This window comes from Paracoccus sp. NSM (genome assembly GCF_052379855.1).
GTDB lineage: Bacteria > Pseudomonadota > Alphaproteobacteria > Rhodobacterales > Rhodobacteraceae > Paracoccus.
The window spans coordinates 536,235-556,953 of record NZ_JBQTCG010000001.1 but is presented as its reverse complement, the minus strand read 5'-3'; the positions used below and the strand labels follow the sequence as shown (position 1 = coordinate 556,953).

At 68.2% G+C, this 20,719-nt stretch carries 23 protein-coding genes; 9 read left to right on the top strand and 14 right to left on the bottom strand.

Annotated features, from left to right (window positions below; translation table 11 throughout):
- Positions 1 to 56 precede the first annotated feature (56 nt).
- Entirely contained in the window at positions 57 to 851 is a 795-nt protein-coding gene (locus tag ACTZWU_RS02670) for a sugar transferase (RefSeq protein WP_444735800.1), read from the top strand.
- On the opposite strand, the gene truA is transcribed toward ACTZWU_RS02670, so the two are convergent.
- The 5 genes from truA to ACTZWU_RS02645 form a co-directional block, all read right to left on the bottom strand.
- Positions 848 to 1,633: a tRNA pseudouridine(38-40) synthase TruA gene (gene truA, locus ACTZWU_RS02665; RefSeq protein WP_444735799.1), complete on the bottom strand. Its 786-nt coding sequence runs from the start codon at positions 1,631 to 1,633 to the stop codon at positions 848 to 850. The genes ACTZWU_RS02670 and truA overlap by 4 nt on opposite strands.
- Positions 1,633 to 2,595 (bottom strand): 5-bromo-4-chloroindolyl phosphate hydrolysis family protein, encoded by a 963-nt coding sequence (locus ACTZWU_RS02660; RefSeq protein ID WP_444735798.1) that lies wholly within the window; start codon positions 2,593 to 2,595, stop codon positions 1,633 to 1,635. The genes truA and ACTZWU_RS02660 overlap by 1 nt, the downstream gene beginning before the upstream one ends.
- A 147-nt stretch (positions 2,596 to 2,742) precedes the next feature.
- Positions 2,743 to 3,744, bottom strand: coding sequence for a tetraacyldisaccharide 4'-kinase (gene lpxK / locus ACTZWU_RS02655; protein WP_444735797.1), 1,002 nt, complete (start codon positions 3,742 to 3,744; stop codon positions 2,743 to 2,745).
- Positions 3,745 to 3,754: 10 nt separating this feature from the next.
- Positions 3,755 to 4,963 carry a 3-deoxy-D-manno-octulosonic acid transferase gene (locus ACTZWU_RS02650; protein WP_444735796.1) on the bottom strand — a complete coding sequence of 403 codons (1,209 nt, stop codon included), beginning with the start codon at positions 4,961 to 4,963 and terminating at the stop codon, positions 3,755 to 3,757.
- Positions 4,963 to 5,208, bottom strand: a complete 246-nt coding sequence (locus tag ACTZWU_RS02645) for a DUF4170 domain-containing protein (RefSeq protein WP_444735795.1) — start codon at positions 5,206 to 5,208, stop codon at positions 4,963 to 4,965. The genes ACTZWU_RS02650 and ACTZWU_RS02645 overlap by 1 nt, the downstream gene beginning before the upstream one ends.
- Positions 5,209 to 5,343: 135 nt before the next feature.
- On the opposite strand from ACTZWU_RS02645, the gene ACTZWU_RS02640 reads away from it, so the two are divergent.
- Positions 5,344 to 6,279, top strand: a complete 936-nt coding sequence (locus ACTZWU_RS02640; RefSeq protein ID WP_444735794.1) for a glycosyltransferase — start codon at positions 5,344 to 5,346, stop codon at positions 6,277 to 6,279.
- On the opposite strand, the gene ACTZWU_RS02635 is transcribed toward ACTZWU_RS02640, so the two are convergent.
- Positions 6,257 to 7,174, bottom strand: coding sequence for an omptin family outer membrane protease (locus tag ACTZWU_RS02635; RefSeq protein ID WP_444735793.1), 918 nt, complete (start codon positions 7,172 to 7,174; stop codon positions 6,257 to 6,259). The two genes, ACTZWU_RS02640 and ACTZWU_RS02635, sit on opposite strands and share 23 nt — an antisense overlap.
- A gap of 146 nt (positions 7,175 to 7,320) precedes the next feature.
- Here ACTZWU_RS02635 and ACTZWU_RS02630 point away from each other — a divergent pair, with 146 nt between their 5' ends.
- From ACTZWU_RS02630 to msrA, 3 genes are all read left to right on the top strand, one after another.
- Positions 7,321 to 8,289, top strand: coding sequence for an NAD(P)H-dependent flavin oxidoreductase (locus ACTZWU_RS02630; protein WP_444735792.1), 969 nt, complete (start codon positions 7,321 to 7,323; stop codon positions 8,287 to 8,289).
- 95 nt (positions 8,290 to 8,384) lie between these two features.
- A complete protein-coding gene (gene msrB, locus ACTZWU_RS02625) occupies positions 8,385 to 8,834 on the top strand; it encodes a peptide-methionine (R)-S-oxide reductase MsrB (RefSeq protein WP_444735791.1) in 450 nt (149 codons plus the stop codon).
- Entirely contained in the window at positions 8,827 to 9,333 is a 507-nt protein-coding gene (msrA, locus tag ACTZWU_RS02620; protein ID WP_444735790.1) for a peptide-methionine (S)-S-oxide reductase MsrA, read from the top strand. Before msrB ends, msrA begins: the two co-directional genes overlap by 8 nt.
- A gap of 134 nt (positions 9,334 to 9,467) precedes the next feature.
- Here the strand turns inward: msrA and ACTZWU_RS02615 are convergent, their stop codons facing one another.
- Positions 9,468 to 10,163, bottom strand: a complete 696-nt coding sequence (locus tag ACTZWU_RS02615; protein WP_444735789.1) for a hypothetical protein — start codon at positions 10,161 to 10,163, stop codon at positions 9,468 to 9,470.
- Positions 10,164 to 10,479: 316 nt separating this feature from the next.
- Between ACTZWU_RS02615 and ACTZWU_RS02610 the strand changes: the two genes are divergently transcribed.
- Positions 10,480 to 10,878, top strand: a complete 399-nt coding sequence (locus tag ACTZWU_RS02610) for a pore-forming ESAT-6 family protein (protein ID WP_444735788.1) — start codon at positions 10,480 to 10,482, stop codon at positions 10,876 to 10,878.
- Between the two features lie 46 nt (positions 10,879 to 10,924).
- Here ACTZWU_RS02610 and ACTZWU_RS02605 read toward each other — a convergent pair whose 3' ends face one another.
- From ACTZWU_RS02605 to cls, 7 genes are all read right to left on the bottom strand, one after another.
- Positions 10,925 to 12,109: an AI-2E family transporter gene (locus ACTZWU_RS02605; RefSeq protein ID WP_444735787.1), complete on the bottom strand. Its 1,185-nt coding sequence runs from the start codon at positions 12,107 to 12,109 to the stop codon at positions 10,925 to 10,927.
- A 148-nt stretch (positions 12,110 to 12,257) separates the two neighbouring features.
- Positions 12,258 to 13,484: a saccharopine dehydrogenase NADP-binding domain-containing protein gene (locus ACTZWU_RS02600; RefSeq protein WP_444735786.1), complete on the bottom strand. Its 1,227-nt coding sequence runs from the start codon at positions 13,482 to 13,484 to the stop codon at positions 12,258 to 12,260.
- Positions 13,485 to 13,520: 36 nt separating this feature from the next.
- A complete protein-coding gene (locus ACTZWU_RS02595; RefSeq protein ID WP_444735889.1) occupies positions 13,521 to 14,621 on the bottom strand; it encodes a carboxynorspermidine decarboxylase in 1,101 nt (366 codons plus the stop codon).
- A 156-nt stretch (positions 14,622 to 14,777) separates the two neighbouring features.
- Positions 14,778 to 15,146 (bottom strand): hypothetical protein, encoded by a 369-nt coding sequence (locus tag ACTZWU_RS02590; protein ID WP_444735785.1) that lies wholly within the window; start codon positions 15,144 to 15,146, stop codon positions 14,778 to 14,780.
- A 7-nt stretch (positions 15,147 to 15,153) separates the two neighbouring features.
- Positions 15,154 to 15,939, bottom strand: a complete 786-nt coding sequence (locus ACTZWU_RS02585) for a DUF6478 family protein (protein WP_444735784.1) — start codon at positions 15,937 to 15,939, stop codon at positions 15,154 to 15,156.
- 134 nt (positions 15,940 to 16,073) lie between these two features.
- Positions 16,074 to 16,382, bottom strand: coding sequence for a 4a-hydroxytetrahydrobiopterin dehydratase (locus tag ACTZWU_RS02580; protein WP_444735783.1), 309 nt, complete (start codon positions 16,380 to 16,382; stop codon positions 16,074 to 16,076).
- A gap of 68 nt (positions 16,383 to 16,450) precedes the next feature.
- Positions 16,451 to 17,878, bottom strand: coding sequence for a cardiolipin synthase (gene cls / locus ACTZWU_RS02575; protein WP_444735782.1), 1,428 nt, complete (start codon positions 17,876 to 17,878; stop codon positions 16,451 to 16,453).
- A gap of 87 nt (positions 17,879 to 17,965) precedes the next feature.
- Between cls and accD the strand changes: the two genes are divergently transcribed.
- From accD to ACTZWU_RS02560, 3 genes are all read left to right on the top strand, one after another.
- Positions 17,966 to 18,886 (top strand): acetyl-CoA carboxylase, carboxyltransferase subunit beta, encoded by a 921-nt coding sequence (gene accD, locus ACTZWU_RS02570; protein WP_444735781.1) that lies wholly within the window; start codon positions 17,966 to 17,968, stop codon positions 18,884 to 18,886.
- Between the two features lie 114 nt (positions 18,887 to 19,000).
- Complete coding sequence (locus tag ACTZWU_RS02565; RefSeq protein WP_444735780.1) at positions 19,001 to 20,269, top strand: bifunctional folylpolyglutamate synthase/dihydrofolate synthase; 1,269 nt, start codon at positions 19,001 to 19,003, stop codon at positions 20,267 to 20,269.
- A 51-nt stretch (positions 20,270 to 20,320) separates the two neighbouring features.
- Positions 20,321 to 20,686, top strand: a complete 366-nt coding sequence (locus ACTZWU_RS02560) for a DUF983 domain-containing protein (RefSeq protein WP_444735779.1) — start codon at positions 20,321 to 20,323, stop codon at positions 20,684 to 20,686.
- The last annotated feature ends 33 nt before the right edge of the window (positions 20,687 to 20,719 follow it).

Below are 20,719 nucleotides of genomic sequence, written 5' to 3'. Positions count from 1 at the left end.
GCACGCGCAAGTGTTTGCGCATCCGGGCTTGCGGCGGTTTTCATTCCCCCCCGGATATGCTAGCGCCGACAAGAGCATGGCAGAATGCGGGCGGTTTCGTGACGATCCACCATGACTGGGACAAGACCGACTCCGCCGAGCTCGCGGCCCTGACCGCGCCCCGCATGGCGTGGTTCATGGGCGAGGCGACGGCGCCCGGCGTCGATCCCATGCCGCGGTCCAAACGCGTCTTCGACATCGTCTTTGCGCTGATCCTGCTGGTTCCGCTGTCCATCGTGATGATGGTTGTGGCGCTTCTGCTGCTGGTCGCGCAGGGCCGCCCGATCCTTTACTCCGCGCACCGGATGCGGGGGCCGAACCAGCCCTTCACCCAGCTGAAGTTCCGCACGATGATTGCCTCGGACGAGGATGGCGGCGCCACCGGCGCGCACAAGCACTGGCGCATCACCCGGATCGGGCGCGTCCTGCGCCGGTCGAGGATCGACGAATTGCCGCAGCTTTTCAACATCCTGCGCGGCGACATGAGCTTTGTCGGACCCCGCCCCCCCTTGCGCGAATATGTCGAGCGTTTTCCCGCCGTCTATGGTCAGGTGCTGCATTCGCGGCCCGGCGTCACCGGGCTGGCCACGCTGATCTATCACCGCCACGAGGACCGCATCCTTGCCGGCTGCAAATCCGCCGAGGCGACCGAGGCCGCCTATTACCGCCGCTGCCTGCCCGCCAAGCTGAAGATCGACCTGATCTATCAGCGCCATCGCAGCATGGGGCTGGATCTGTGGATCCTGTGGACCACGCTGAAGATCGTCATCTCGCGCCGCGACGAACGCCCGCGCCGTCGCGGCCGCCGCTAGGCGTCTTCCCCGAACGGATCCATTGGATAGGCCACGCCGGTCAGGTACAGCCCTTGCGGCGGGCAGACCGGCCCGCAGGCCGCACGGTCGCGCGCCGCCAGCGCATCGGCCACGCGTTCGGGCGGCCATGACCCCGCCCCCACCCGTTCCAGCGTCCCGACGATGGATCGCACCTGATTGTGCAGGAAGGACCGGGCGCGCAGCGAAAAGCGGTATTCGCGCCCCTGCGGCACGGCGATCTCGTCGATCGTGATCTCGTCCAGCGTCTTCAGCGGGCTTTTCGCCTGACAGATCGAGGACCGGAACGTCGTGAAATCATGCGCGCCCACCAGATGCGCCGCGCCCTGCCGCATCGCCTCCAGGTTCAGCGGGTTCTGCACCTGCCAGACCAGCCCCCGGTCATGGGTCGCGGGCGCCCGACGCGCCAGCAGGCGGAACAGATAGCGCCGCTCGGTCGCGGAAAAGCGGGCGTGGAAATCGTCATCCACGCGCGCCGCCGTCAGGATCGCGACGGGCTGGGGCTTGAGGTGCCAGTTCAGCGCCTCGGCCAGACGAAAGGGGTCCCAGTCGCGGGCCAGATCGGCATGGGCGACCTGCCCCGTCGCATGGACACCCGCATCGGTGCGCCCGGCGGCGGCGATCCGGGCACCTGCCGCGAAACCGGAGTCCAGCCGCGCCAAGGCAGCTTCGATGGCGCCCTGAACAGAAGCGCGGTCGGCCTGCGCCTGCCATCCGGCAAAGGGCGCGCCGTCATATTCGACCTTGAACGCGAAGCGGGGCATCAGGCGCGCGGCGTCCTTTCGCGGCGCGACAAAAGCTGGTCCAGCGTCTGCGCCTCGTGGCTTTGCAGGGCGGGGCGATCCTCGGGGGCCAAGGCGGTTGCGGCGCCGGTCAGCCCCTCGCGGGCCAGGCGTTCGCGCAGGACCGACATCTCGATGTCCAGCGCCTCGCGGTCGCCATCCATCAGCTTGTCCGCACGGGCCAGAAAGTCGCGCTGCAATTCGTCAAGAAACGCCTCGTAACTGGCGCGGACGGCGGGGTCCTGCCGCACCGACTGAAGATCGGCGAAGCGGACCGAAGCATCGCGCGCACCCATCAGATAGACGCCCAGATAGCGCCGGGCCGAGGACAGCCCGCCCGGATTTTCCCGCAGGCGGTCAAAGAGGTGATGCACCGCGGCCTCGAACATGCCGACGCGGGCGGTCAGGCGGCGGTCGCCCAGACGCTCGATCGCGGCGCGCATCTCGGAGAGGTGGCCCTCGGCCTCGGCGATCATGCGGGCGGCGCGGTCCTGCTGGAAGCTGTCCACGCCCTCGGCCCGCTTGTCGCGCATCGGGTCCGCACCGAAGGCCAGCAGATGCACGGCCACGCCCGCGACGCCCACCAGCGCGGCATCCGCCGTCAGGCCGGGCGCCAGAACCGCAAGGCCAAGGCCCGACCCGGCCATCAGCCCGCCGATCATCTTGCGCGGCAAGGCGGGGGCGCGGGCGACGCGGCGGGCCTCGAAAGCCGCTTGGGCGACCAGCCCTTCGCGGGTCATCCACATGCCGGTGGCGACCAGACCAAAGGCCGCAAGGTCGGTGACCATGCCGGTGGCGTTCTGAAAGAAGGCGCCCAGCACCATCGGAAAGGCCGCGATCGTCACCCATTTCGGGCGCCCCTCATGCGGGTGGCGCGGCGTGGGCGGCAGCGCGCCGGGCGGCGTGGAGGCAGGCGAGAAGCGGCCAGAGAATCGTTGCGTCATGATCCGCCCTCAGCCCGCGAAACCGGCGTAAAGCGTCAGCAGCACCAGAAGGTAGAAACTGAGCCTCTGGCGGGCGGTGCGGGACATGGGTTGCTCCTTGCTGGGCCGTTCGGCGCCTGACCTATATCGGGCATCCCGGCGCGGATTTCAAACGCCGCCCGGTCCGGCGGGCGGAAAGAGCTGCGCCAGCGCCTGATCCAGCGGCGCCGCGTCGTGCAGATGCAGCCGCACCGGCAGCGCCATGACCTTGGGGCGAAAGGCGCGCGGCAGGCGGGCGGCGTCCTTTTCGGTGGTGACAAGCTGGGCGCGGGTCAGCCGGGCCTCGGTCTCCAGCCGGGTCAAGAGGGCCGGGGTAAAGGGCTGGTGATCCTCCAGCGCCTCGGACCGGACCAGATCGGCGCCAAGCGCGCGCAGGGTGGCGAAGAACTTTTCGGGGTGGCCGATTCCGGCAAAAGCCAGAACCCGGTGGCCGCGCCAGTCGAACCCCATCTGAAGCGGGCGCAGCTCGGCCCGGATATGGGGGGGCGCGGCGGGCGGCGTGGCAAAGCCCGCCTGCGCGGCATCCGGCCCGATCGAGACCAGCAGATCGGCGCGCGCCAGCCCCGTGGCCACGGGTTCGCGCAGGGGGCCTGCGGGCAGGCAGAGGCCGTTGCCGAAGCCCTTGGCCGCATCGACGACGACCAGCGACAGGTCATGCGCCAGCGCCGGGTCCTGAAAGCCGTCATCCAGCAGGATCGCCTGCGCCCCGGCCTGAACCGCCGCCCGCGCCCCCGCCAGCCGGTCGCGCGAGACCCAGACGGGGCCGAAGGCGGCCATCAGCAGCGGCTCGTCCCCGGTCACGGCGGCGTCGTGGCGGCGTTCATCGACCTGCATCGGCCCGGTCGCCGTGCCGCCATACCCGCGCGAGACGACATGCGCCGCCACCCCGCGTGCGGCCAGCGCCATTTGCAGATGGATCACGGTCGGCGTCTTGCCGGTGCCGCCCGCATTCAGGTTGCCCACGCAGATCACCGGCACCCCGACCCGCGCCCTTGCGCCCCCGGCCAGCCGCCGGGCGGTGGCGCGGGCATAAAGCGCGCCAAGCGGCGCCAGCAGGCGCGCGCGCAGGACGGGCGGGCGGATGAACCAGAAGGCGGGGGCGCGTCTCATGCGGATCGTGTCATGGCGTGGGGCTTTCCTGCGACAGGGCCTCGAACAGGCGGTCGGCGATGCGGATGGCGACATCGGCGCCGCCGGTGCTGACCGACCAGGCGTTATGCGCCAGCGTCGCGGCCAGTTCCGCCGAGGTCAGATCGACCATGGCCTGCGCCAGTCCTTCGGCACCCGAGACGGCGCGGGCGGCCCCGGCGCGGTCAAGCTGCTGCCATTCGGTCGGGTGCTGGTCGATGCGCGGCCCATGGACCACGGCCGAGCCAAGAGCCGCGGCCTCGAACGGGTGGCGGGTGGCGGCCAGATCGCCCGACAGGGTGCCGCCCATATAGCTGACCGGCGCCAGACGATACCAAAGGCCCATCTCGGTCATGCCCTCGGTCAGCAGGACCTGGATCTCGGGTTCGGGTTCCTCGTCCAGCGCGCGTTGGGCGACGACCATGCCCATCGCCTCGGCCCGTTCGGCCAGGGCGGGGGCGCGGCCCGGATCGCCGGGCGCGAGGATCAGCAGCGCGCGGTGGGAATGGTGCAGAACGGCCTCGTGCGCGGCCAGCACGGCCTGTTCTTCGGAAGGGGGCAGGCCCGCGGCGAACCAGGCGTGGCGGCCATCCATCAGGTCGGCCAGGGCTTCGCGCTCGGCCTCGCTGCAATGCAGGGGTTCGCGGATGTCGGTGACGGGGCCGGTCATGTCCAGCCGCTCACGCGCGACACCGATCCTGAGGGCGGCGGCTTCGCTGGCGGGGTCGGTGACAAGGACATGCGCCATGCCGCGCAACATCTGGCGGCGCAGCGCCTGCCGCAGGTTCCACCCCGAGGCGCTGCGCTGCGGGTCCAGCCGGGCCTCGGCCAGGATCACGGGAATCTGGCGTTCGGCGGCGGCGGCGATCAGGGCGACGGGCAGGCCCGCGCCCAGCAGCAGCAACGCCTGCGGGCGGGCCGTGTCCAGCAATTGCCGCATGAGGGCCGGGTCGTCGCCCGGATCGGCCAGTCCCGCCGCAGGCGCCGGCAGGCGGATGATCCTCAGATCGGGGCGCAGCGTCACCATGCGGCGCAGAACCTGCCGTTCGGCGTGATCCGCCTCGGGGGCGACATGGACGACGATGGCGGGGCCCGCGCCCGGAGGGACCGGAGGCAGCCCGGACCCGCCCGCCCCCCGGCCGCGCAGATGCAGCCAGAGGCCAAGCTGTCCGAGGCCGCTTTCCAGCCCCGAGGCGGACATCAGCCGCCCAGTTCCTCGGTCGGGCTGACCTCGCGTTCCTCGTCGCGCAGGCGGTGCAGATGCGCGATGAAATAGCGGGTATGGGCGCTGTCCACGGTGCGCTGCGCCTCGGCCTTCCAGGCGGCAAAGGCGGTTTCGTAATTGGGGAAGATGCCGACCATGTGGATCTTGTCGGTATCGCGGAACTGGGTGCTTTGCGGGTCGGTCAATTCCCCGCCGAAGACTAGGTGCAGACGCTGGCTCATGGGACCTCATTGGGTTGGCGCGAACGGGCGCAACCTAACGCGGCGGCGCAGCAAGATGAAGCGCTTTCCCGCCTGCCGACAAGCCTTGCCCGGCGCGGCCCAAGCGGCGAAAAGGGCCGCAGAACGGAGCCAATCATGCATATCGCCATCCTTCTGGCCAGTTATCAGGGCGGCGCCCATATCGGGCAGCAATTGCAGTCGATCGCGGCGCAGGGCTGGCGCGACTGGTCGCTGATCGTCTCGGATGACGGGTCGCGCGACGACACGCTGACCGTGGTGGCGGATTTCGCCGCCGGTCAGCCGCCGGGCCGGGTGCGCGTGATCGCGGGGCCGCAGCAGGGACCGACGGCGAATTTCCTGACCGCGCTGGCCCATGCGCCAGAGGGCACGGCCATCGCCTTTTGCGATCAGGACGATCTGTGGTTCCCCGACAAGCTGGCCCGCGCGGCCGAGGCGATGGCGGGCGATGCCGGCCCTGTCCATTACGCCGCGCGCACGATCATCGCGGACGCCGCCCTGCGGCCGATCTGCGGGTCGCGCCGGTTCCTGCGCCCGCTTGGCCTGCGCAATGCGGTGGTTCAGGCGGTGATGGCGGGCAATGCCTCGGTCTTCAGTGCTGATGCCGCGCGGCTTTTGCGCGAGGCGGCGCCCCATGCGCTGGCGGCGGGGGTCGTCTCGCATGATTGGTGGGCCTATCAGGTGATGGCGGCGCATGGCGCGCGGCTGATCCATGATCCGCGCCCGGCGCTGCTTTATCGCCAGCATCCGCGCAGCACGGTCGGGCGCAACGACACGCTGCCCGCCCTGCGCGACCGGCTGGCGCGGCTGATGCGCGGCGAATTCGGGCAGTGGATGGCGGCCAATCTGCGCGCGCTGGCCCCGCTGGAGCCCGACCTGCCACCAGAGGCGCGCGAGACGCTGGCCCGCTGCCGCAAGGTCCAGACCCTGCCCGGCCCGCGTGCGGCGCAGGCGCTGCTGGCGGCGGGACTTTACCGGCAGACACGGGCGGGGACGGCGGCTTTGGTGATGTCGGCGGCGGCGGGGCGGCTTAGAACCGGCGCTGAAGGCTGACGGCCAGACGCGACAACGTCAGCTCTCCTCCGATGCCGTCGCGGTCGATCTGCAACAGGCTGCCGTCGATCACGTCGGTGATCCGCGCATCGCCGCGCCGTTCGAAGAAACGCTGCCAGCCGGCCTCGACGGTCAGGGTCGTGTTCGGGGAAATCGTCCGCTTCGCGCCGAGGCCGAGGCCCAGATAGGGCTGCGCGTCGATGGAGTGATCAAAGCGCAGGTCGCGCAGCCAGTGGATATCGACCTCGCGCGGCTGAACGCTGACACCGGCTCGCAGAAGGCCCGTCATCTGCCAGCCGCCCAGGTCGCGGCGCGCCTCGATCCCGGCAAAGACCGCCTTGTGGCGTTGCAGATAATCGATGGCGCGCAGATCGTCGGGCAGGTCGAACTCGGCATCGCGGAAATCGTCGAAGGAATAGACGAAGGACCCGCCCCATGAGCGCCACGAGGCCTGACTGTATTTCAGCCCGCCATGCAGGCTGACCACCGCGCCCGCGACCTGTCCGACATCGCGGCCAAGGGTCAGGTCCAGATCGACATGGTTGCGAAGATCGGTCCGCGGATGCAGCGAGCGATGCGTCCAGTCGTCCAGCCCGCTGCCTCGGGCAAAGGGTTCAAGCCAGTCGTAATCGGCCATGAACCCGCCCCCGCCCATCGCGACAACCGCCTGAGCGCCAAGCCGCCAGCCCTGCGGCAGGTCATGCGTCACGCCCAGCTTCAGGACCGGCACGCGGCTGTCCCAGGTCAGCCGGCTGATCCGGTCGGGGCCGTCATAGACCAGTTCGTCGGCCAGAACGCGACTGTAGCCCAGCCCGAAATCCAGCGTCGTCGCCTGAGCGGCAGGCGCCGACAGGCCTAGCGACAGGGCAGCAAGAAGAATGAAACGCCGGATCATGGCCAACACCTTGGTAAACGCCCGTTCTGTCTAGCGCCGCTTGTGGCGCAGCGCCACACGCTTGCGCGCCCGGCGTGTCGCTGCGTTACACCTTGTCGCGCGGGGGCGCGGTTGGCATCGTCGCGCCAAAGCAAGGGAGGAACCAGATGCTGCCCGATATCCTGAAACGGCTTCGCATTCCCGTCGTGGCCTCGCCCATGTTCATCGTGTCGGGGCCGGAACTGGTCATCGCCCAGTGCAAGGCGGGCATCGTCGGCAGCTTTCCCGCCCTGAACGCCCGCGAAAAGGACGGCGAGCCGCCCCTGCTGGAGGCTTGGCTGACCCGCATCACCGAAGAACTGGACCGCCACAACCAGGCGAACCCCGACCGGCCTGCAGCGCCCTTTGCCGTGAATCAGATCGTCCACCGCAGCAATGCCCGGCTTGAGCGCGACATCGAGATCTGCCACCGCCACAAGGTGCCGATCTGGATCACGTCCCTCGGCGCGCGGGTCGAGGTGAACCAGGCCGCCCATGATTGCGGCGGCATCGCGCTGCATGACGTGATCAACAATGTCTTTGCGAAGAAGGCCATCGAAAAGGGCGCCGACGGGCTGATCGCGGTGGCGGCGGGCGCGGGGGGCCATGCCGGGCCGCAATCGCCCTTTGCCCTGATCCAGGAGATCCGCGAATGGTTCGACGGACCCCTGCTGCTGTCGGGGTCCATCGCAACCGGGCGCGCGGTGCTGGCGGCGCAGGTGATGGGGGCGGATCTGGCCTATATCGGCAGCCCGTTCATCGCCACGGCCGAGGCGAATGCCCAGCCCGAATACAAGCAGATGATCGTCGATTCGGGGGCGATGGACATTGTCACCTCGTCGCTGTTCACGGGGGTTTCGGGGAATTACCTCGCGCCCTCGATCCGCAATGCGGGGCTGGACCCCGACAATCTGGCCGCCGCCGATGCCAGCGCGATGAATTTCGGCGCAAGCGGCGGCAAGCCCAAGGCGTGGTCCACGATCTGGGGCGCGGGTCAGGGCATCGGCGCGGTCAAGGCGGTCGAGCCTGCGGCGGTGCTGGTGGACCGGCTGGCGGCGGAATACCGCGCCGCCCGCGACGGGGTTGCGGCGCTTTAGCGCCTTGCGGTTGATGAATGCGGCGTCATCCTTTTGCGGGCAGAGGGCGGCCCCCATATAGGGCAACGCAAGCCAGATCACCCGTGGAGGATCAGTTGAGCTATCGCAGAACGCAGGAGGCGATCGACCGGCTGACGCCGGAGCAGTATCGCGTCACTCAGGAAAACGGCACCGAACGCGCCTTTACCGGCGAATACGATCACCATTTCGAACCCGGCCTTTACGTGGACATCGTCTCGGGCGAGCCGCTATTCGTCAGCAGCGCGAAATACAATTCGGGCTGCGGCTGGCCGGCATTCACCAAGCCCGTCGCAGGCAATGTGACCGAGCATCGCGACACCAGCCATGGCATGGTGCGGATCGAGGTGCGGTCGAAACATGGCGACAGCCATCTGGGGCATGTGTTCCCCGACGGGCCGCGCGATCAGGGCGGGCTGCGCTATTGCATCAATTCGGCTTCGCTGCGTTTCGTGCCGAAGGACCGGATGGAGGCCGAGGGTTACGGCGACTACCTGTCGCAGGTCGAGGAGGCCCATCATGGCTGAGCGCGCGGTTCTGGCCGGGGGCTGCTTCTGGGGGATGCAGGATCTGATCCGGCGGCTGCCCGGCGTCATCTCGACCCGGGTAGGCTATACGGGGGGCGATGTCCCAAACGCGACCTATCGCAATCACGGCACCCATGCCGAGGGGATCGAGATCATCTTCGATCCCGACATGATCACCTATCGCCGGTTGCTGGAGTTCTTCTTTCAGATCCACGATCCGACGACTCCGAACCGGCAGGGCAACGATATCGGGCCGAGCTACCGTTCGGCGATCTATGTCGTGGACGAGGCGCAGCGCCAAGTGGCGGCGGATGTGATCGCGGATGTCGATGCGTCCGGCCTGTGGCCGGGCAAGGTGGTCACCGAGGTCGAGCCGGTGGGCGATTTCTGGGAGGCCGAGCCCGAGCATCAGGATTACCTTGAGCGGTTTCCCAACGGCTATACCTGCCATTTCCCGCGCCCCGATTGGGTTCTGCCCCGCCGCGAGGCTGCCGAATAGCGGTGACGCCCTTGCGTCCCGCGGCCGCCGGGGCTCTGCCCCGGACCCCGGGATATTTGGACCAAGGCAAAGACGGGAGACGCATGAGAGAGGCCGGGCTTTCGCCCGGCCTCTTGCATCAGCGGATTTCTGGGTCAGTCCTGACCGTCGGTATCCGCGATGCCTTCGGCTTCGGCCGCGTCCTCGCCGCCCGTCGCGCCGGGATCGCTGACATCGGTGCCGATGGTTGCTTCAGGCTCGCTGCCATCGGTTTCACCGGGAATACCCGGCTGCGTCGCGTCGGGGCCTGTCAGGGTTGCATCGTCGTCCGGCATGGTCGTGGGCTCACCGCCGTCGGTTTCGCCGGGCAGGCCGGGCTGGGTCGTGCCACCATTTCCGACTGTGTCGGCCGGCGGGGTCTGATCCGCGGGCGCCGTCGCAGGATCGTCGATCACGACGAAATCGGCCTCGTCCGGGCCGACCGGCACACCGTCAACCGTGATCAGGCGACCGGTCGCGGTGCTGTAGACCAGTTCGACCATTTCGCCCGCGCGGTCGGCGGTGACGGTCAGCGTGGTGCCGTCGCGGGTGATCAGGACATTGCCGAAGCCCTGCGATTCGAGCGCGTTGCGGATCGCCTCGTCATTGGCGGCCTGTGCCAGCGCCTCATGGCCGGTATCGGCCGTCGTGGCGGCCGAGGCCTGGCCTTCCAGCGCGGTTTCGGGCACGTCGACAGTGTTGCCGGCCGGTGTGTCCACGCTGACCTGCGCATAGGCGGCGCTGCCCAGCAGTGTGGCGACAAGGGCGGCCTTGCCAGCGATCATGGCGGATTTCATCTTGGCGTTCAGCATGGGATTTCTCCTGTTGCGTTGGCATTGGCCCCTACAACACACCCGGTCGCCCAGGGTTCATTCACGGTTGCCCGACAGGTGCCCGGGGCGGGGTAACGATCACCTGTTCTTGCGCGGATGTGAGGGCTTTGAGCCGGGTCGAGGCGGCTCTTGGTGGGAACCTGCCGATCTGGCGTGGCCGGTGGGCAGCGATCCGGCGGGGTTTCGCCGGTCCTGGCCGAATATGCGGCAGGGTCGGGTCATCGGCGATCACCGCGCTTAGGTTGCGGTCCCGGCGCCCTATTGGCGCCCTGGATGACGGAAAAGGAGAAATCGCATGATCCGCCATATCGCATTGGTTCTGGGTGTTAGCCTCACGGCGCCTGCCGCCATAGCGCAGACCGCCCCGGCCCCCGAGGGCGCGGCGGTCGATGCCGCCGCCACCTATGAAGCCGCGCGCAACCAGCTGGGCATCCTGAAATATTGCCAGGCACAGGGCTTTACCGGCGACGAGGCCGTGGCTGTGCAGGCGCGTCTGGTCGGCATGATCCCCGCTGGCGATGCTGCCGCCGGGGACAGCGCCGAAGCGCGTGGGACCGAGGGCGTCATCGCCATCGGCGATACGCAGATCACGCTGGCCGAGGCCGTGGCCGGTCAGGGCGGCACGGTCGAGGGCACCTGTCAGGAGATCGAGACCGCCGTGAACGAAGTCGGCGCCTCGCTGCCCGCGGGGTGATGCCGCAGGGATCGGGGGCGGGGCGGCTCGACGCCGGCCCGCCCCCTCAGCCTTTCGGGGTTTCGTGGATCAGGGGGGCGGTCGCGGCGCGCGCGGCCTGGTGATCCTCGGCCATGGCGCCGGCCTCGATCAGATCGCGTGCCTCTTCCTCGGTCTCTTCCTCCAGCGCGGGGGGGTCTTCTCCGGCGAGGAAATTGCCGAACTTCTCCCATCCGGGGACATGTTCGGCCAGAACGCGCATCACCACCAGGACCGGCACCGCGATCACCATGCCGATCACCGACCAGAGCCACGCCCAGAGCGCCACCGCCAGAAACACGACCACCGTGTTCATCTGCAACCTGCGCGAGACGAAATAGGGCGTGATGATCTGACCCTCCAGCGTGGTCAGGCCCAGATAGGTCAGCCCGACCATCAGGGGCCAGAAGAGGTCCGGCATCACGATCAGCGCGACCAGCGTCGAGATGATCACCCCCGCGATCGAGCCGAGATAGGGGATGAAGTTCAGCACGAAGGCGCCGATCCCGAACAGAAGCGGCGCGGGCATCCCCCAGGCCCACATCGCCAGACCCACGGCCAGACCCAGCCCCGCATTGATCAACGTGATCGCGCCCAGGTAGTTGCCAAGCGATCCCTCGATCTCGCGCAGGGCCAGATAGGCGGCGCGCTTGTCGCGCATCCGGTCGAAGCTCTGCACGATCTTCAGGTAGAGCAGGTCGCCCGAGGCCATCATGAAGAACAGCAGGATCAGCGTGAACATGATCTGGCCCAGAAGCAGCGGCGCGGATTTGGCGACCATGCCGATCGTCGTCTCGCCGCCCTGCTCGATGCGGATCGGGACGGGCAGTTCGGTTTCCGAACCGACATTCTCGATGCGTTGGGCGGCGTCTCGCAGGTCGCTGACGCTGTCGCGCAGGTTCTCGAATTTCTGTTCCAGCTGGGCGCTGATCAGCGGCATGTTGTTCATCGCGCGCGAGATCGGGCCGCTGGCCGCATAGGCGATGACGCTGACCACAAGCAGGATCGACAGCGTCACCCCGAGGGCCGTCACCCCGTCAGGGATGCTGCGTCTCTGCGCCAGTCGCCGCAGGGGCGTGAACACGAAGAACAGCAGCACTGCCATCGTGACGGGCATCAGGAATTCGCGCGCGGCAGCGACCGCCGCGAAGGCCAGCACCAGAAAAATGCCGATGATCGCCCAATTCGGCTGGCGCCTTGCACCAGGCGTCATGCGCGGAAAGTGATGTCGCCCCGGACCGGCCATGCTGTCCCCCAGACACGGGCGACTGGATTGCACCCGAGATACGCGCCCCGAACGCAACAGGCGGGCCGGTTGTTCCGGCCCGCCTGCGGATGCGGTGGTCAGGGTTTGGCCCGGATCAGATCGGGCGGTCGCCCTGGGCGTCGATCACGCGGGTCGGCAGGCCCATCTCGCCCAGAAGTTCCAGGAAGGGCCGCGCGGGCAGTTCCTCGACATTGGCCATCTTCTTCACGTCCCACGGCCCGCGCGCGATCAGGATGGCGGCGGCGACCGGCGGGACGCCCGCCGTATAGCTGATGCCCTGGCTGCCGACCTCGACGAAGGCCTCCTTGTGGTCGGCGACGTTGTAGATGAACACCTCGGCGGGCTGGCCGTCGCGGGTGCCTTTCACCAGATCGCCGATGCAGGTCTTGCCCTCGTAATCGGGGGCAAGGCTGGCGGGGTCGGGCAGCACGGCCTTGACGACCTTGAGCGGCACGACCTCCAGCCCCTCGGCGGTGGTGACGGGCTGCTCGGACAGAAGGCCGAGATTTTGCAGCACGGTGAAGACGTTGATGTAATGCTCGCCAAAGCCCATCCAGAAGCGGACATCCGCATCGGGATAGCGCGCGGCCAGGCTGTGAACCTCGTCATGGCCCGACAGATAGGCGGTGCGCTTGCCGACGACGGGCAGATCCCATTCGCGACCGACCTCGAACATCTTGTTGGTCTTCCACTCGCCGCCCTGCCAGGAATAGACGGTGCCGGTGAATTCGCGGAAGTTGATCTCGGGGTCGAAATTCGTGGCGAACCAGCGGCCATGGCTGCCCGCATTGATGTCCACGATGTCGATGCTGTCGATCTTGTCGAAATACTCGTCCTCGGCCAGACGGGCATAGGCGTTCACCACGCCCGGATCGAAGCCCGCGCCCAGAACGGCGGTGATGCCGGCCTTGGCCACATCCTCGCGGCGCTTCCATTCGTAATTGGCATACCAGGGCGGCGTCTCGCAGATCTTGGCCGGATCCTCGTGGATCGCGGTGTCGATATAGGCGGCGCCCGCGCGGATGCAGCCCTCAAGGACGGTCATGTTGATGAAGGCCGTCCCGACATTGATGACGATACCCGCATCAACCTGACGGATCAGCGCCTCGACCGCGCCCGCATCCATCGCGTCCAGCGCGTGGCTGGTAAAGGGCATCTGGTGGCCCTTGTCGCGCAGGCTGTCGATGATCGCATCGGCCTTGGCCTGCGTGCGGTTGGCGATATGCAGGTCGCCGAACTCGGCCGCCCATTGCGCGACCTTGTGGGCCGTGACCTGCGCCACGCCGCCCGCACCGATGATGAGCACGTTCTTCTTCGCCAATTCTGTCTCCTTCAGGTGGCAGAGGATGGGAGGCCGTCAGGAAAGGCTGGCCTTGTAATCGTCATAGTCAAAGCTGCGGACGGTGCGGATCGTTCCGTCCTCAAGCCGGTGGGCGATGGCGGGCATGGCCACGCCGTTGAACCAGTTCTTCTTGACCATCGTGTAGCCCGCCGCGTCGCGGATGCTGATGCGGTCCCCGATTTGCAGGGGCCGCGCCAGACGCGCGGTGCCGAAGATGTCGCCCGCAAGGCAGGTCTTGCCCGCGATCTGGTATTCGTGCGGCCCCTCGTCGGGCAGCTTGGCGTCCTGGCGATAGATCAGCAGGTCCAGCATATGCGCCTCGGTCGAACTGTCCACGATGGCGACCTGCTTGCCGTTGTCGATGATGTCCAGCACGCTGACCTCAAGCGTGGTCGTCTCGGTGATGCTGGCCTCGCCCGGTTCCAGATAGGCCTGCACGCCGAAGCGGTCCTGGAACGCCCGCAGCCGTGCGGCCAGACGGTCCAGCGGGTAGCCCTCGCCGGTGAAGTGGATGCCGCCGCCAAGCGAGACCCAGTCCAGCCGGTGCAGAAGGGCGCCGAACTCGTCCTCGATCCGGGTCAGTTGCCGGTCGAACAGGTCGAAATCCGCGTTCTCGCAATTGTAGTGGATCATCACGCCGCTGATGCGGTCCAGCGACTGTTCCAGCTGCGCCATGTCCCATTCCCCAAGGCGCGAGAAGGGTCGCGCCGGGTCCGCCAGATCGAAGCCCGAGGTGGAGAAACGCGGGTTCAGCCGCAGCCCGGCGGCGATCCCCGCCGCCTGCGCGCGGTCGGCATAGCGGTCCAGCTGGCCCAGGCTGTTGAAGATGATCTTGTCGGCATAGCCGATCGCCTCGTCGATCTCGTGATCGGCCCAGGCGACGGAATAGGCGTGGGTTTCCTTGCCGAAGGTCTCGCGCCCCAGCCGCAATTCGTAAAGCGAGGACGAGGTCGTGCCGTCCATGAAATCGCGCATGTGGTCAAAGACCGACCAGGTGGCGAAGCATTTCAGCGCCAGCAGCGCCTTGGCGCCCGAGGCCTCGCGCAGGTGGGCGATCTTGTCCATGTTCGCACGCAGCCGGGCAAGGTCGATCAGGTAATGGGGCGTCTGCGGCAGGGTCATGGGCGAACCTTCTTGTCAGGCGGGCATGGCGGGCGGGCATCACGAAGCGGCGGGAAACCGCGATATAAAGACCAGTCCCGCTTTTCGCAAGAAACCATGACAGGCCAGTGACCGCCGCGCAGTCCCGCCCACGCGTCGCAAAAGCGGCCCTCAGCCCTGCGGTTGCGCCACCTTGCGCAGCTCTCGCTTGACCAGTTCCAACTCGGCGCGCAGCGCGGCGATCTCGGCCAGCAGGTCGTCCTCCAGCGGGCGCCCGGCCAGCAGCGCCAGCCGCGCCAGCGTGGCGGGCGGCTGGTCGTCCGTCTCGGCCAGCAGGATCAGCGTCTGCACCCCGTCCGAGACGACCGCGCCGGGCAGATCAACCTCGACCCGCCAGCCATCGCCATCGGCGGTCAGCCGGGCCTCGGCGACGGTCTCGCCCTGATGGGACAGAACCACGCGGTCGGGCGCCGCGCCGCCCGACAGCCGCCCACGCCATGTTCCGCCCCTGACATTGTGGCTTTCGAATTGCAGCATCATGTCCCCCTCAGATCTGGGCGCGCGGATGGCGCGACAGAACGATGTCGCGCAGCGTGACGGCATTCATGCCAGGCGCCTCGAGGATCAGGTCGATCCAGGCCTTGTCCACCTTGCGGGCCGAAAGCTCGGCATAGCCAAGGTCGAATTCGATCACGCGCCTCGCTTCCTTGCCGTCGATATCGTCGCCCATCTTGCGCAGCATGGTCTCGGTGTTCGGCCCCTGCTGGATGTTCAGGCGGGCATAAAGCGTGATCGGGCGCTCGGCTTCCATCAGCGCCTCGAGGCGGATGATGTGATGCCCGGCCAGATCGCGCACCGCCTCGGGGGGCAGGCCGAGCGAATAGGACAGGTAGCTGCCGCGAAAGCCCAGCACCTCCAGCACCAGCGCGTAGTCGGTCAGGTCGGTCTGGCGGCGATTGCGGCGCTGGCGCAGGATCAGCGCGCGGTCGGGGCAGTCGTGATAGAGCGAGACTTCCGGCGACAGCCATGCCCCGCTTTGCGGCGCCACCAGCGAGCGCTGGCCGATCCGCGCCTGCAGGATCTGCGGCCGCCAGCGCCAGTCGGTTCCGGCGGGCAGCGCCATCCGCGCCAGCGATCCGCGCGCGGCGGTCAGGGCGGCCTCGGTCCGGTGCAGCAGCTGCCCGAGGATCGCATGCAGGCTCAGCGCCTCGTCGCGGGTGCTGGCCCGCAGCGGCCTTTCGTCAGCCTTGAGCGAGGACAGGATCGCGTCCCAATGCAGCGCGGCGCGCCGGCGGATGCGCCGTGACAGCCAGTTCTGTTCCAGACGTCTCATGAACCGAAAAACCCTCGAATCGCAGACAGGCACACGCCACGACCGGCAATGCGGGCCGATTCGTCCCGCCACTGGCCATGCCGCGTCGTCACCCCTTGGGGATAGTGCGCAGGACGCCCCTCGGCAAGGCCGCGTCAGGCGACCAGCGCGTTCAAGGCCGCAGCCGCGTCCAGATCCCTGTCGGTCAGACCACCGGCATCGTGGGTGGTGTAGGTCACCTCGCAATATCCCCAGCCAAAGGCGATGTCGGGGTGATGGTCGCGCCGGTTGCCCAGCCAGGCGGCCAGATTGGCCATCTCGACGGCCGCCGCAAAGCCCTTGAAGGCGAAGCGGCGGCTGATCCGCAGCCCGTCCGACGACCGGACCCAACCCTCAAGCGCGGCCAGCCTGTCGGCGATCTGATGATCCTCAAGCCGGTGGTTCTGTGCGTCGCTGCCCGACATCGCATCCTCCTGATTGCGGTTGCGCCCATCTGGCCCCGTCCCGCGCGCCGGGGCAAGCCCTGCGTGGCTCACAAAAGCGGCGAGGCGATGGCCAGCAGGTTGTTGCGCAGCCGCCGCGCCGCGCTCCAGCCGCGGACCTCGTCCAGGGTCAGCGCCCGCGCGCGGGCCGCATAGCTTGCCTGCCGCTGGTCCAGCGCGGCGATGAAGTCGGGGTCGAACACGCCCATGTTGACCTCGTAGTTCAGCTCGAAGCTGCGGCGGTCCAGATTGGCGCTGCCGATCATCGCCATGCGCCCGTCCACGGTCATGATCTTGGAATGCAGCAAGCCGCGATCAAACAGCATCAGCCGAACGCCCGCAGCCAGAAGCCCGTCGTAGAACCCCTGGCTGGTCGCGCCCACGATCAGGCTGTCATTGCGCGCGGGCAGGATCATCGTGACCTGCACGCCCCGCCGCGCGGCGGCCCGGATCGCGGCATCCAGCGCCGCGTCGGGGACGTAATAGGGCGTGGTGATGACCACCCGCTCGCGCGCCTGATGCAGCATCCCCGACAGGCAATCCGACACGCTGCCCGCGCGCAGGTCCGGCCCGGTCGCCACCACCTGCGCCAGCTTGCCCGGCGCGGCGACGGGTTCCACCGGTTGCAGCATGTGGCCCAGATCGCGGCCCGTATAGCTCATCCAGTCGCCCAGAAAGACGGCCTGCAACTGCCGCACGACCGGCCCCTCGACCGAGACGAGGATATCGACCCAAGGCGCGTGGCGCGGCTTGATCGCAAAGGCCATGTCGGCGCAATTGCGGCTGCCGGTAAAGGCCAGCCGGTTGTCGATCACCAGGATCTTGCGGTGATTGCGCAGATCCAGCCGCTGGAACAGCATGCTGACAAAGGGCAGCCCGATGGGAAAGGCCGTCACGCATTCCGCGCCAGCCTGGCTCATCCGCTCCCACAGGTCCGACCGCACCAGCGCGCGCGAGCCAAGCGCGTCCACGATCACGCGGCACTCGACGCCGCGCGCCTCGGCGCGGATGACGGCCTCGGCGATCTTGGTGCCGCTGGCATCGGGCAGCCAGATGTAGAACAGCACATGGACATGATCGCGCGCGGCGTCGATCGCCTCGACCAGCCGGTCGATGGCCGCGTCCGATTCCTCCAGCAGACGCAGCCGGTTGCCCGACAGGGCGGTCATCCCGCCCACGGCGGCATTGGCCGCCATCACCGGGCGCACGGCCTCGGGCGGCTCGACGGCGACCCAGGGGCTCTGGCCGCGCAGGCCGGTCAGGCGGTCACGGGCATCGGCCATGCGCTGCACATCGGCCTGCCGCATCCGGACCTCGCCGAACAGCAGATAGGCCACGATCCCGATCAGCGGCACGGCCTCGATCACCATGATCCAGGCCAGCCGGATCGACGGCTCGACCCTGGGGCGCAGCAGCACGCGGGCCACGATGACCAGCGACAGGGTGGTGTGCATCACGAAGAACAGGCTGGCCCACATGCGCGCATCATCCGCGCGGACCCCGGCAATTGCAATTCCCCGCCTTCCGGCCTATTTGAGGCGCTGAAACAGCCAAGGCCATTCGCGATGAACTGGATCACGAACTACGTCCGCCCGCGCATCAACTCGCTGTTCTCGCGGCGCGAAGTGCCCGAGAACCTGTGGACGAAATGCCCCGAATGCGGGACGATGCTGTTCCACCGCGAACTGAGCGACAACCTGAACGTCTGCACGAATTGCGACCACCACATGGCGATCACGCCGCGGGCGCGCTTTTCCGCGCTGTTCGACGGCGGTGCCTTCGTTGAGGTGAAGGTCCCCGAACCCATCGCCGACCCGCTGCATTTCCGCGACCAGAAGAAGTATCCCGACCGGATGAAGGCCGCGCAGAAATCCACCGGCGAGAAAGAGGCCATGCTGGTCGCCGAGGGCGAGATCGGCCGCACCCCCCTGATCGCCGTGGGCCAGGATTTCAGCTTCATGGGCGGCTCGATGGGCATGTATGTCGGCAACGCGATCATCGCGGCGGCCGAGCGCGCGGTCCAGACCGGCAAGCCGCTGGTCCTCTTCTCGGCCGCAGGCGGCGCCCGCATGCAGGAAGGCATCCTGTCGCTGATGCAGATGCCCCGCACCACCGTCGCGGTCGAGATGCTGAAAGAGGCCGGCATCCCCTATATCGTCGTCCTGACCCACCCGACCACGGGCGGCGTGACGGCCAGCTACGCCATGCTGGGCGACATCCAGATCGCGGAACCCAACGCGCTGATCTGCTTCGCCGGCCCGCGCGTGATCGAACAGACTATCCGTGAAAAACTGCCCGAGGGCTTCCAGCGCGCCGAATACCTGCTGGAACACGGCATGCTCGACCGCGTAACGCACCGCAAGGCGCTGCGCGACGAGCTGATCTCGATCCTGCGGATGCTCACCGGCCAGCCCGCGCCCACGCGCGCCGACCTGCCCGCCCCCGAACCGGCGACCGAAACAGCCCCCGAACCCGCGCAGGCCTGACGGTCCGATGCGACGGGGCGCCTCAGGACGGCGCCCGCCGTTTCTTCTTCACCCAAATATCCCGGGGGTCCGGGGGCTGGCCCCCGGCGCCCTCCCCCCAGAGGGCCGCGTGCCATGAGCCGATCCGACCAGATCCTGTCCCGCCTTATGGCGTTGCACCCCAAGATCATCGACCTGTCGCTGGACCGGATGCACCGCATCCTGGCCGCGCTTGGCAATCCCGAACGCAAGATCCCGCCGGTCATCCACATCGCGGGCACCAACGGCAAGGGCAGCACGCAGGCGATGATACGCGCGGGGCTCGAGGCCGGGGGCGCGCGCGTCCATGCTTATACCTCGCCGCATCTGGCCTTCTTCCACGAACGCATCCGTCTTGCGGGCGATCTGATCCCGGAGGATCTGCTGGCCGCCACGCTCGAGGAATGCGAGGCCGCCAATGACGGCCAGCCGATCACCTTCTTCGAGATCACGACCGCCGCCGCCTTCCTGGCCTTTTCGCGCGTCCCCGCCGATTACACCCTGCTCGAGGTCGGACTGGGCGGGCGCCTTGACGCGACGAATGTGATCACGGACCCGCGCCTGACCGTGATCACACCCGTCTCGCTGGATCATCAACAATATCTGGGCGAAACGGTCGCCCTGATCGCGGGCGAAAAGGCGGGCATTATCAAGCCCCGCGTGCCGGTCATCGTGGCCCCCCAATCCGAGGAAGGGCTGCGCGTGATCGAGGCCCGCGCCATGGGCCTGACCGCGCCGATCATTGCGCATGGCCAGCACTGGATGATCCAGCCCGACCGCGACGGGATGGTCTTTCAGGACGATCACGGGCTTTGGGATCTGCCGCTGCCGAACCTGATCGGGCCGCACCAGATCCAGAACGCAGGCACCGCTCTGGCCGCCCTGCGCGCGCTTGGCGCGACCGAGGCGCAGGCCCGCGCCGCCGTGACCCGCGCCGAATGGCCCGCCCGGATGCAACGCCTGACGCGCGGCCCTCTGGTCGATCTGGCGGGTCAGGCCGAATTGTGGCTGGATGGCGGCCATAACCCGGCGGGGGGCGAGGCGCTGGCAGCGACCCTGGCCGCCATGCCTGCGCGCCCGACGCATCTGGTCTGCGGGATGCTGAACACCAAGGATGTCTCGGGCTATCTGCGCCCCTTGGCCGCCCATGCCGCCAGCCTGACCGCCATCGACATTCCGGGCGAGCAGAACACCCTGCCCGCGACCGAGACCGCGCGCCATGCCGCCGAATGTGGCATCAGCGCCACGACCGCGCCCGACGCGGCCACCGCGATCCGCGCGCTGGCGGCGTCCGAGCCGCAGGCGCGCATCCTGATCTGCGGCTCGCTCTATCTGGCCGGGCGCGTCCTGCGCGAGAATGGCTGAACCCGCGCAACCCTTCGGCCTGCCGATGGTTGCGTCCCGAGGAGGTGTAAGATGACAGAAATCCGTGACAGCCGTCAGGCCGTGATGCGCGGCCTTGCCAATCGCTGCCCCAAATGCGGCGAAGGGCAATTGCTGCGCGGCTATCTGACGGTGAACGCCGAATGCCCGCATTGCCGCGCGCCGCTTGGCCGCTATCCGGCGGCGGACGGACCGGCCTTCTTTGCGATGACGGCGGCGCTTTTGCTGCTGATCCCGGTGATCGGCTTCACCTGGGCAATCTGGCGGCTGGACCCTGTGACGCTGCTGATCGTGGTCAGCGTCATCATGACTGTCGCCACGCTGGTCATGCTGCGCCTGATCAAGGGCGCTTTCATCGGCTATCTCTGGGCCAAGGACGAACAGGACCGCGGCGCCTGAACGGCAAAGGCCGGGCGATGCGCCCGGCCCCCT

What these genes read in the sequence shown, in the direction of transcription:
- msrA (WP_444735790.1), top strand. Translation starts at nt 8,827, where the DNA reads ATGGCTGAGCGCGCGGTTCTGGCCGGGGGCTGCTTCTGGGGGATGCAG.
- ACTZWU_RS02660 (WP_444735798.1), bottom strand. Translation starts at nt 2,595, where the DNA reads ATGACGCAACGATTCTCTGGCCGCTTCTCGCCTGCCTCCACGCCGCCC.
- ACTZWU_RS02615 (WP_444735789.1), bottom strand. Translation starts at nt 10,163, where the DNA reads ATGCTGAACGCCAAGATGAAATCCGCCATGATCGCTGGCAAGGCCGCC.
- truA (WP_444735799.1), bottom strand. Translation starts at nt 1,633, where the DNA reads ATGCCCCGCTTCGCGTTCAAGGTCGAATATGACGGCGCGCCCTTTGCC.
- lpxK (WP_444735797.1), bottom strand. Translation starts at nt 3,744, where the DNA reads ATGAGACGCGCCCCCGCCTTCTGGTTCATCCGCCCGCCCGTCCTGCGC.
- ACTZWU_RS02580 (WP_444735783.1), bottom strand. Translation starts at nt 16,382, where the DNA reads ATGTCGGGCAGCGACGCACAGAACCACCGGCTTGAGGATCATCAGATC.
- accD (WP_444735781.1), top strand. Translation starts at nt 17,966, where the DNA reads ATGAACTGGATCACGAACTACGTCCGCCCGCGCATCAACTCGCTGTTC.
- ACTZWU_RS02635 (WP_444735793.1), bottom strand. Translation starts at nt 7,174, where the DNA reads ATGATCCGGCGTTTCATTCTTCTTGCTGCCCTGTCGCTAGGCCTGTCG.
- ACTZWU_RS02630 (WP_444735792.1), top strand. Translation starts at nt 7,321, where the DNA reads ATGCTGCCCGATATCCTGAAACGGCTTCGCATTCCCGTCGTGGCCTCG.
- ACTZWU_RS02640 (WP_444735794.1), top strand. Translation starts at nt 5,344, where the DNA reads ATGCATATCGCCATCCTTCTGGCCAGTTATCAGGGCGGCGCCCATATC.
- ACTZWU_RS02565 (WP_444735780.1), top strand. Translation starts at nt 19,001, where the DNA reads ATGAGCCGATCCGACCAGATCCTGTCCCGCCTTATGGCGTTGCACCCC.
- ACTZWU_RS02605 (WP_444735787.1), bottom strand. Translation starts at nt 12,109, where the DNA reads ATGACGCCTGGTGCAAGGCGCCAGCCGAATTGGGCGATCATCGGCATT.
- ACTZWU_RS02645 (WP_444735795.1), bottom strand. Translation starts at nt 5,208, where the DNA reads ATGAGCCAGCGTCTGCACCTAGTCTTCGGCGGGGAATTGACCGACCCG.
- cls (WP_444735782.1), bottom strand. Translation starts at nt 17,878, where the DNA reads ATGTGGGCCAGCCTGTTCTTCGTGATGCACACCACCCTGTCGCTGGTC.
- ACTZWU_RS02650 (WP_444735796.1), bottom strand. Translation starts at nt 4,963, where the DNA reads ATGTCCGCCTCGGGGCTGGAAAGCGGCCTCGGACAGCTTGGCCTCTGG.
- ACTZWU_RS02670 (WP_444735800.1), top strand. Translation starts at nt 57, where the DNA reads ATGCTAGCGCCGACAAGAGCATGGCAGAATGCGGGCGGTTTCGTGACG.
- ACTZWU_RS02610 (WP_444735788.1), top strand. Translation starts at nt 10,480, where the DNA reads ATGATCCGCCATATCGCATTGGTTCTGGGTGTTAGCCTCACGGCGCCT.
- ACTZWU_RS02590 (WP_444735785.1), bottom strand. Translation starts at nt 15,146, where the DNA reads ATGATGCTGCAATTCGAAAGCCACAATGTCAGGGGCGGAACATGGCGT.
- ACTZWU_RS02560 (WP_444735779.1), top strand. Translation starts at nt 20,321, where the DNA reads ATGACAGAAATCCGTGACAGCCGTCAGGCCGTGATGCGCGGCCTTGCC.
- ACTZWU_RS02585 (WP_444735784.1), bottom strand. Translation starts at nt 15,939, where the DNA reads ATGAGACGTCTGGAACAGAACTGGCTGTCACGGCGCATCCGCCGGCGC.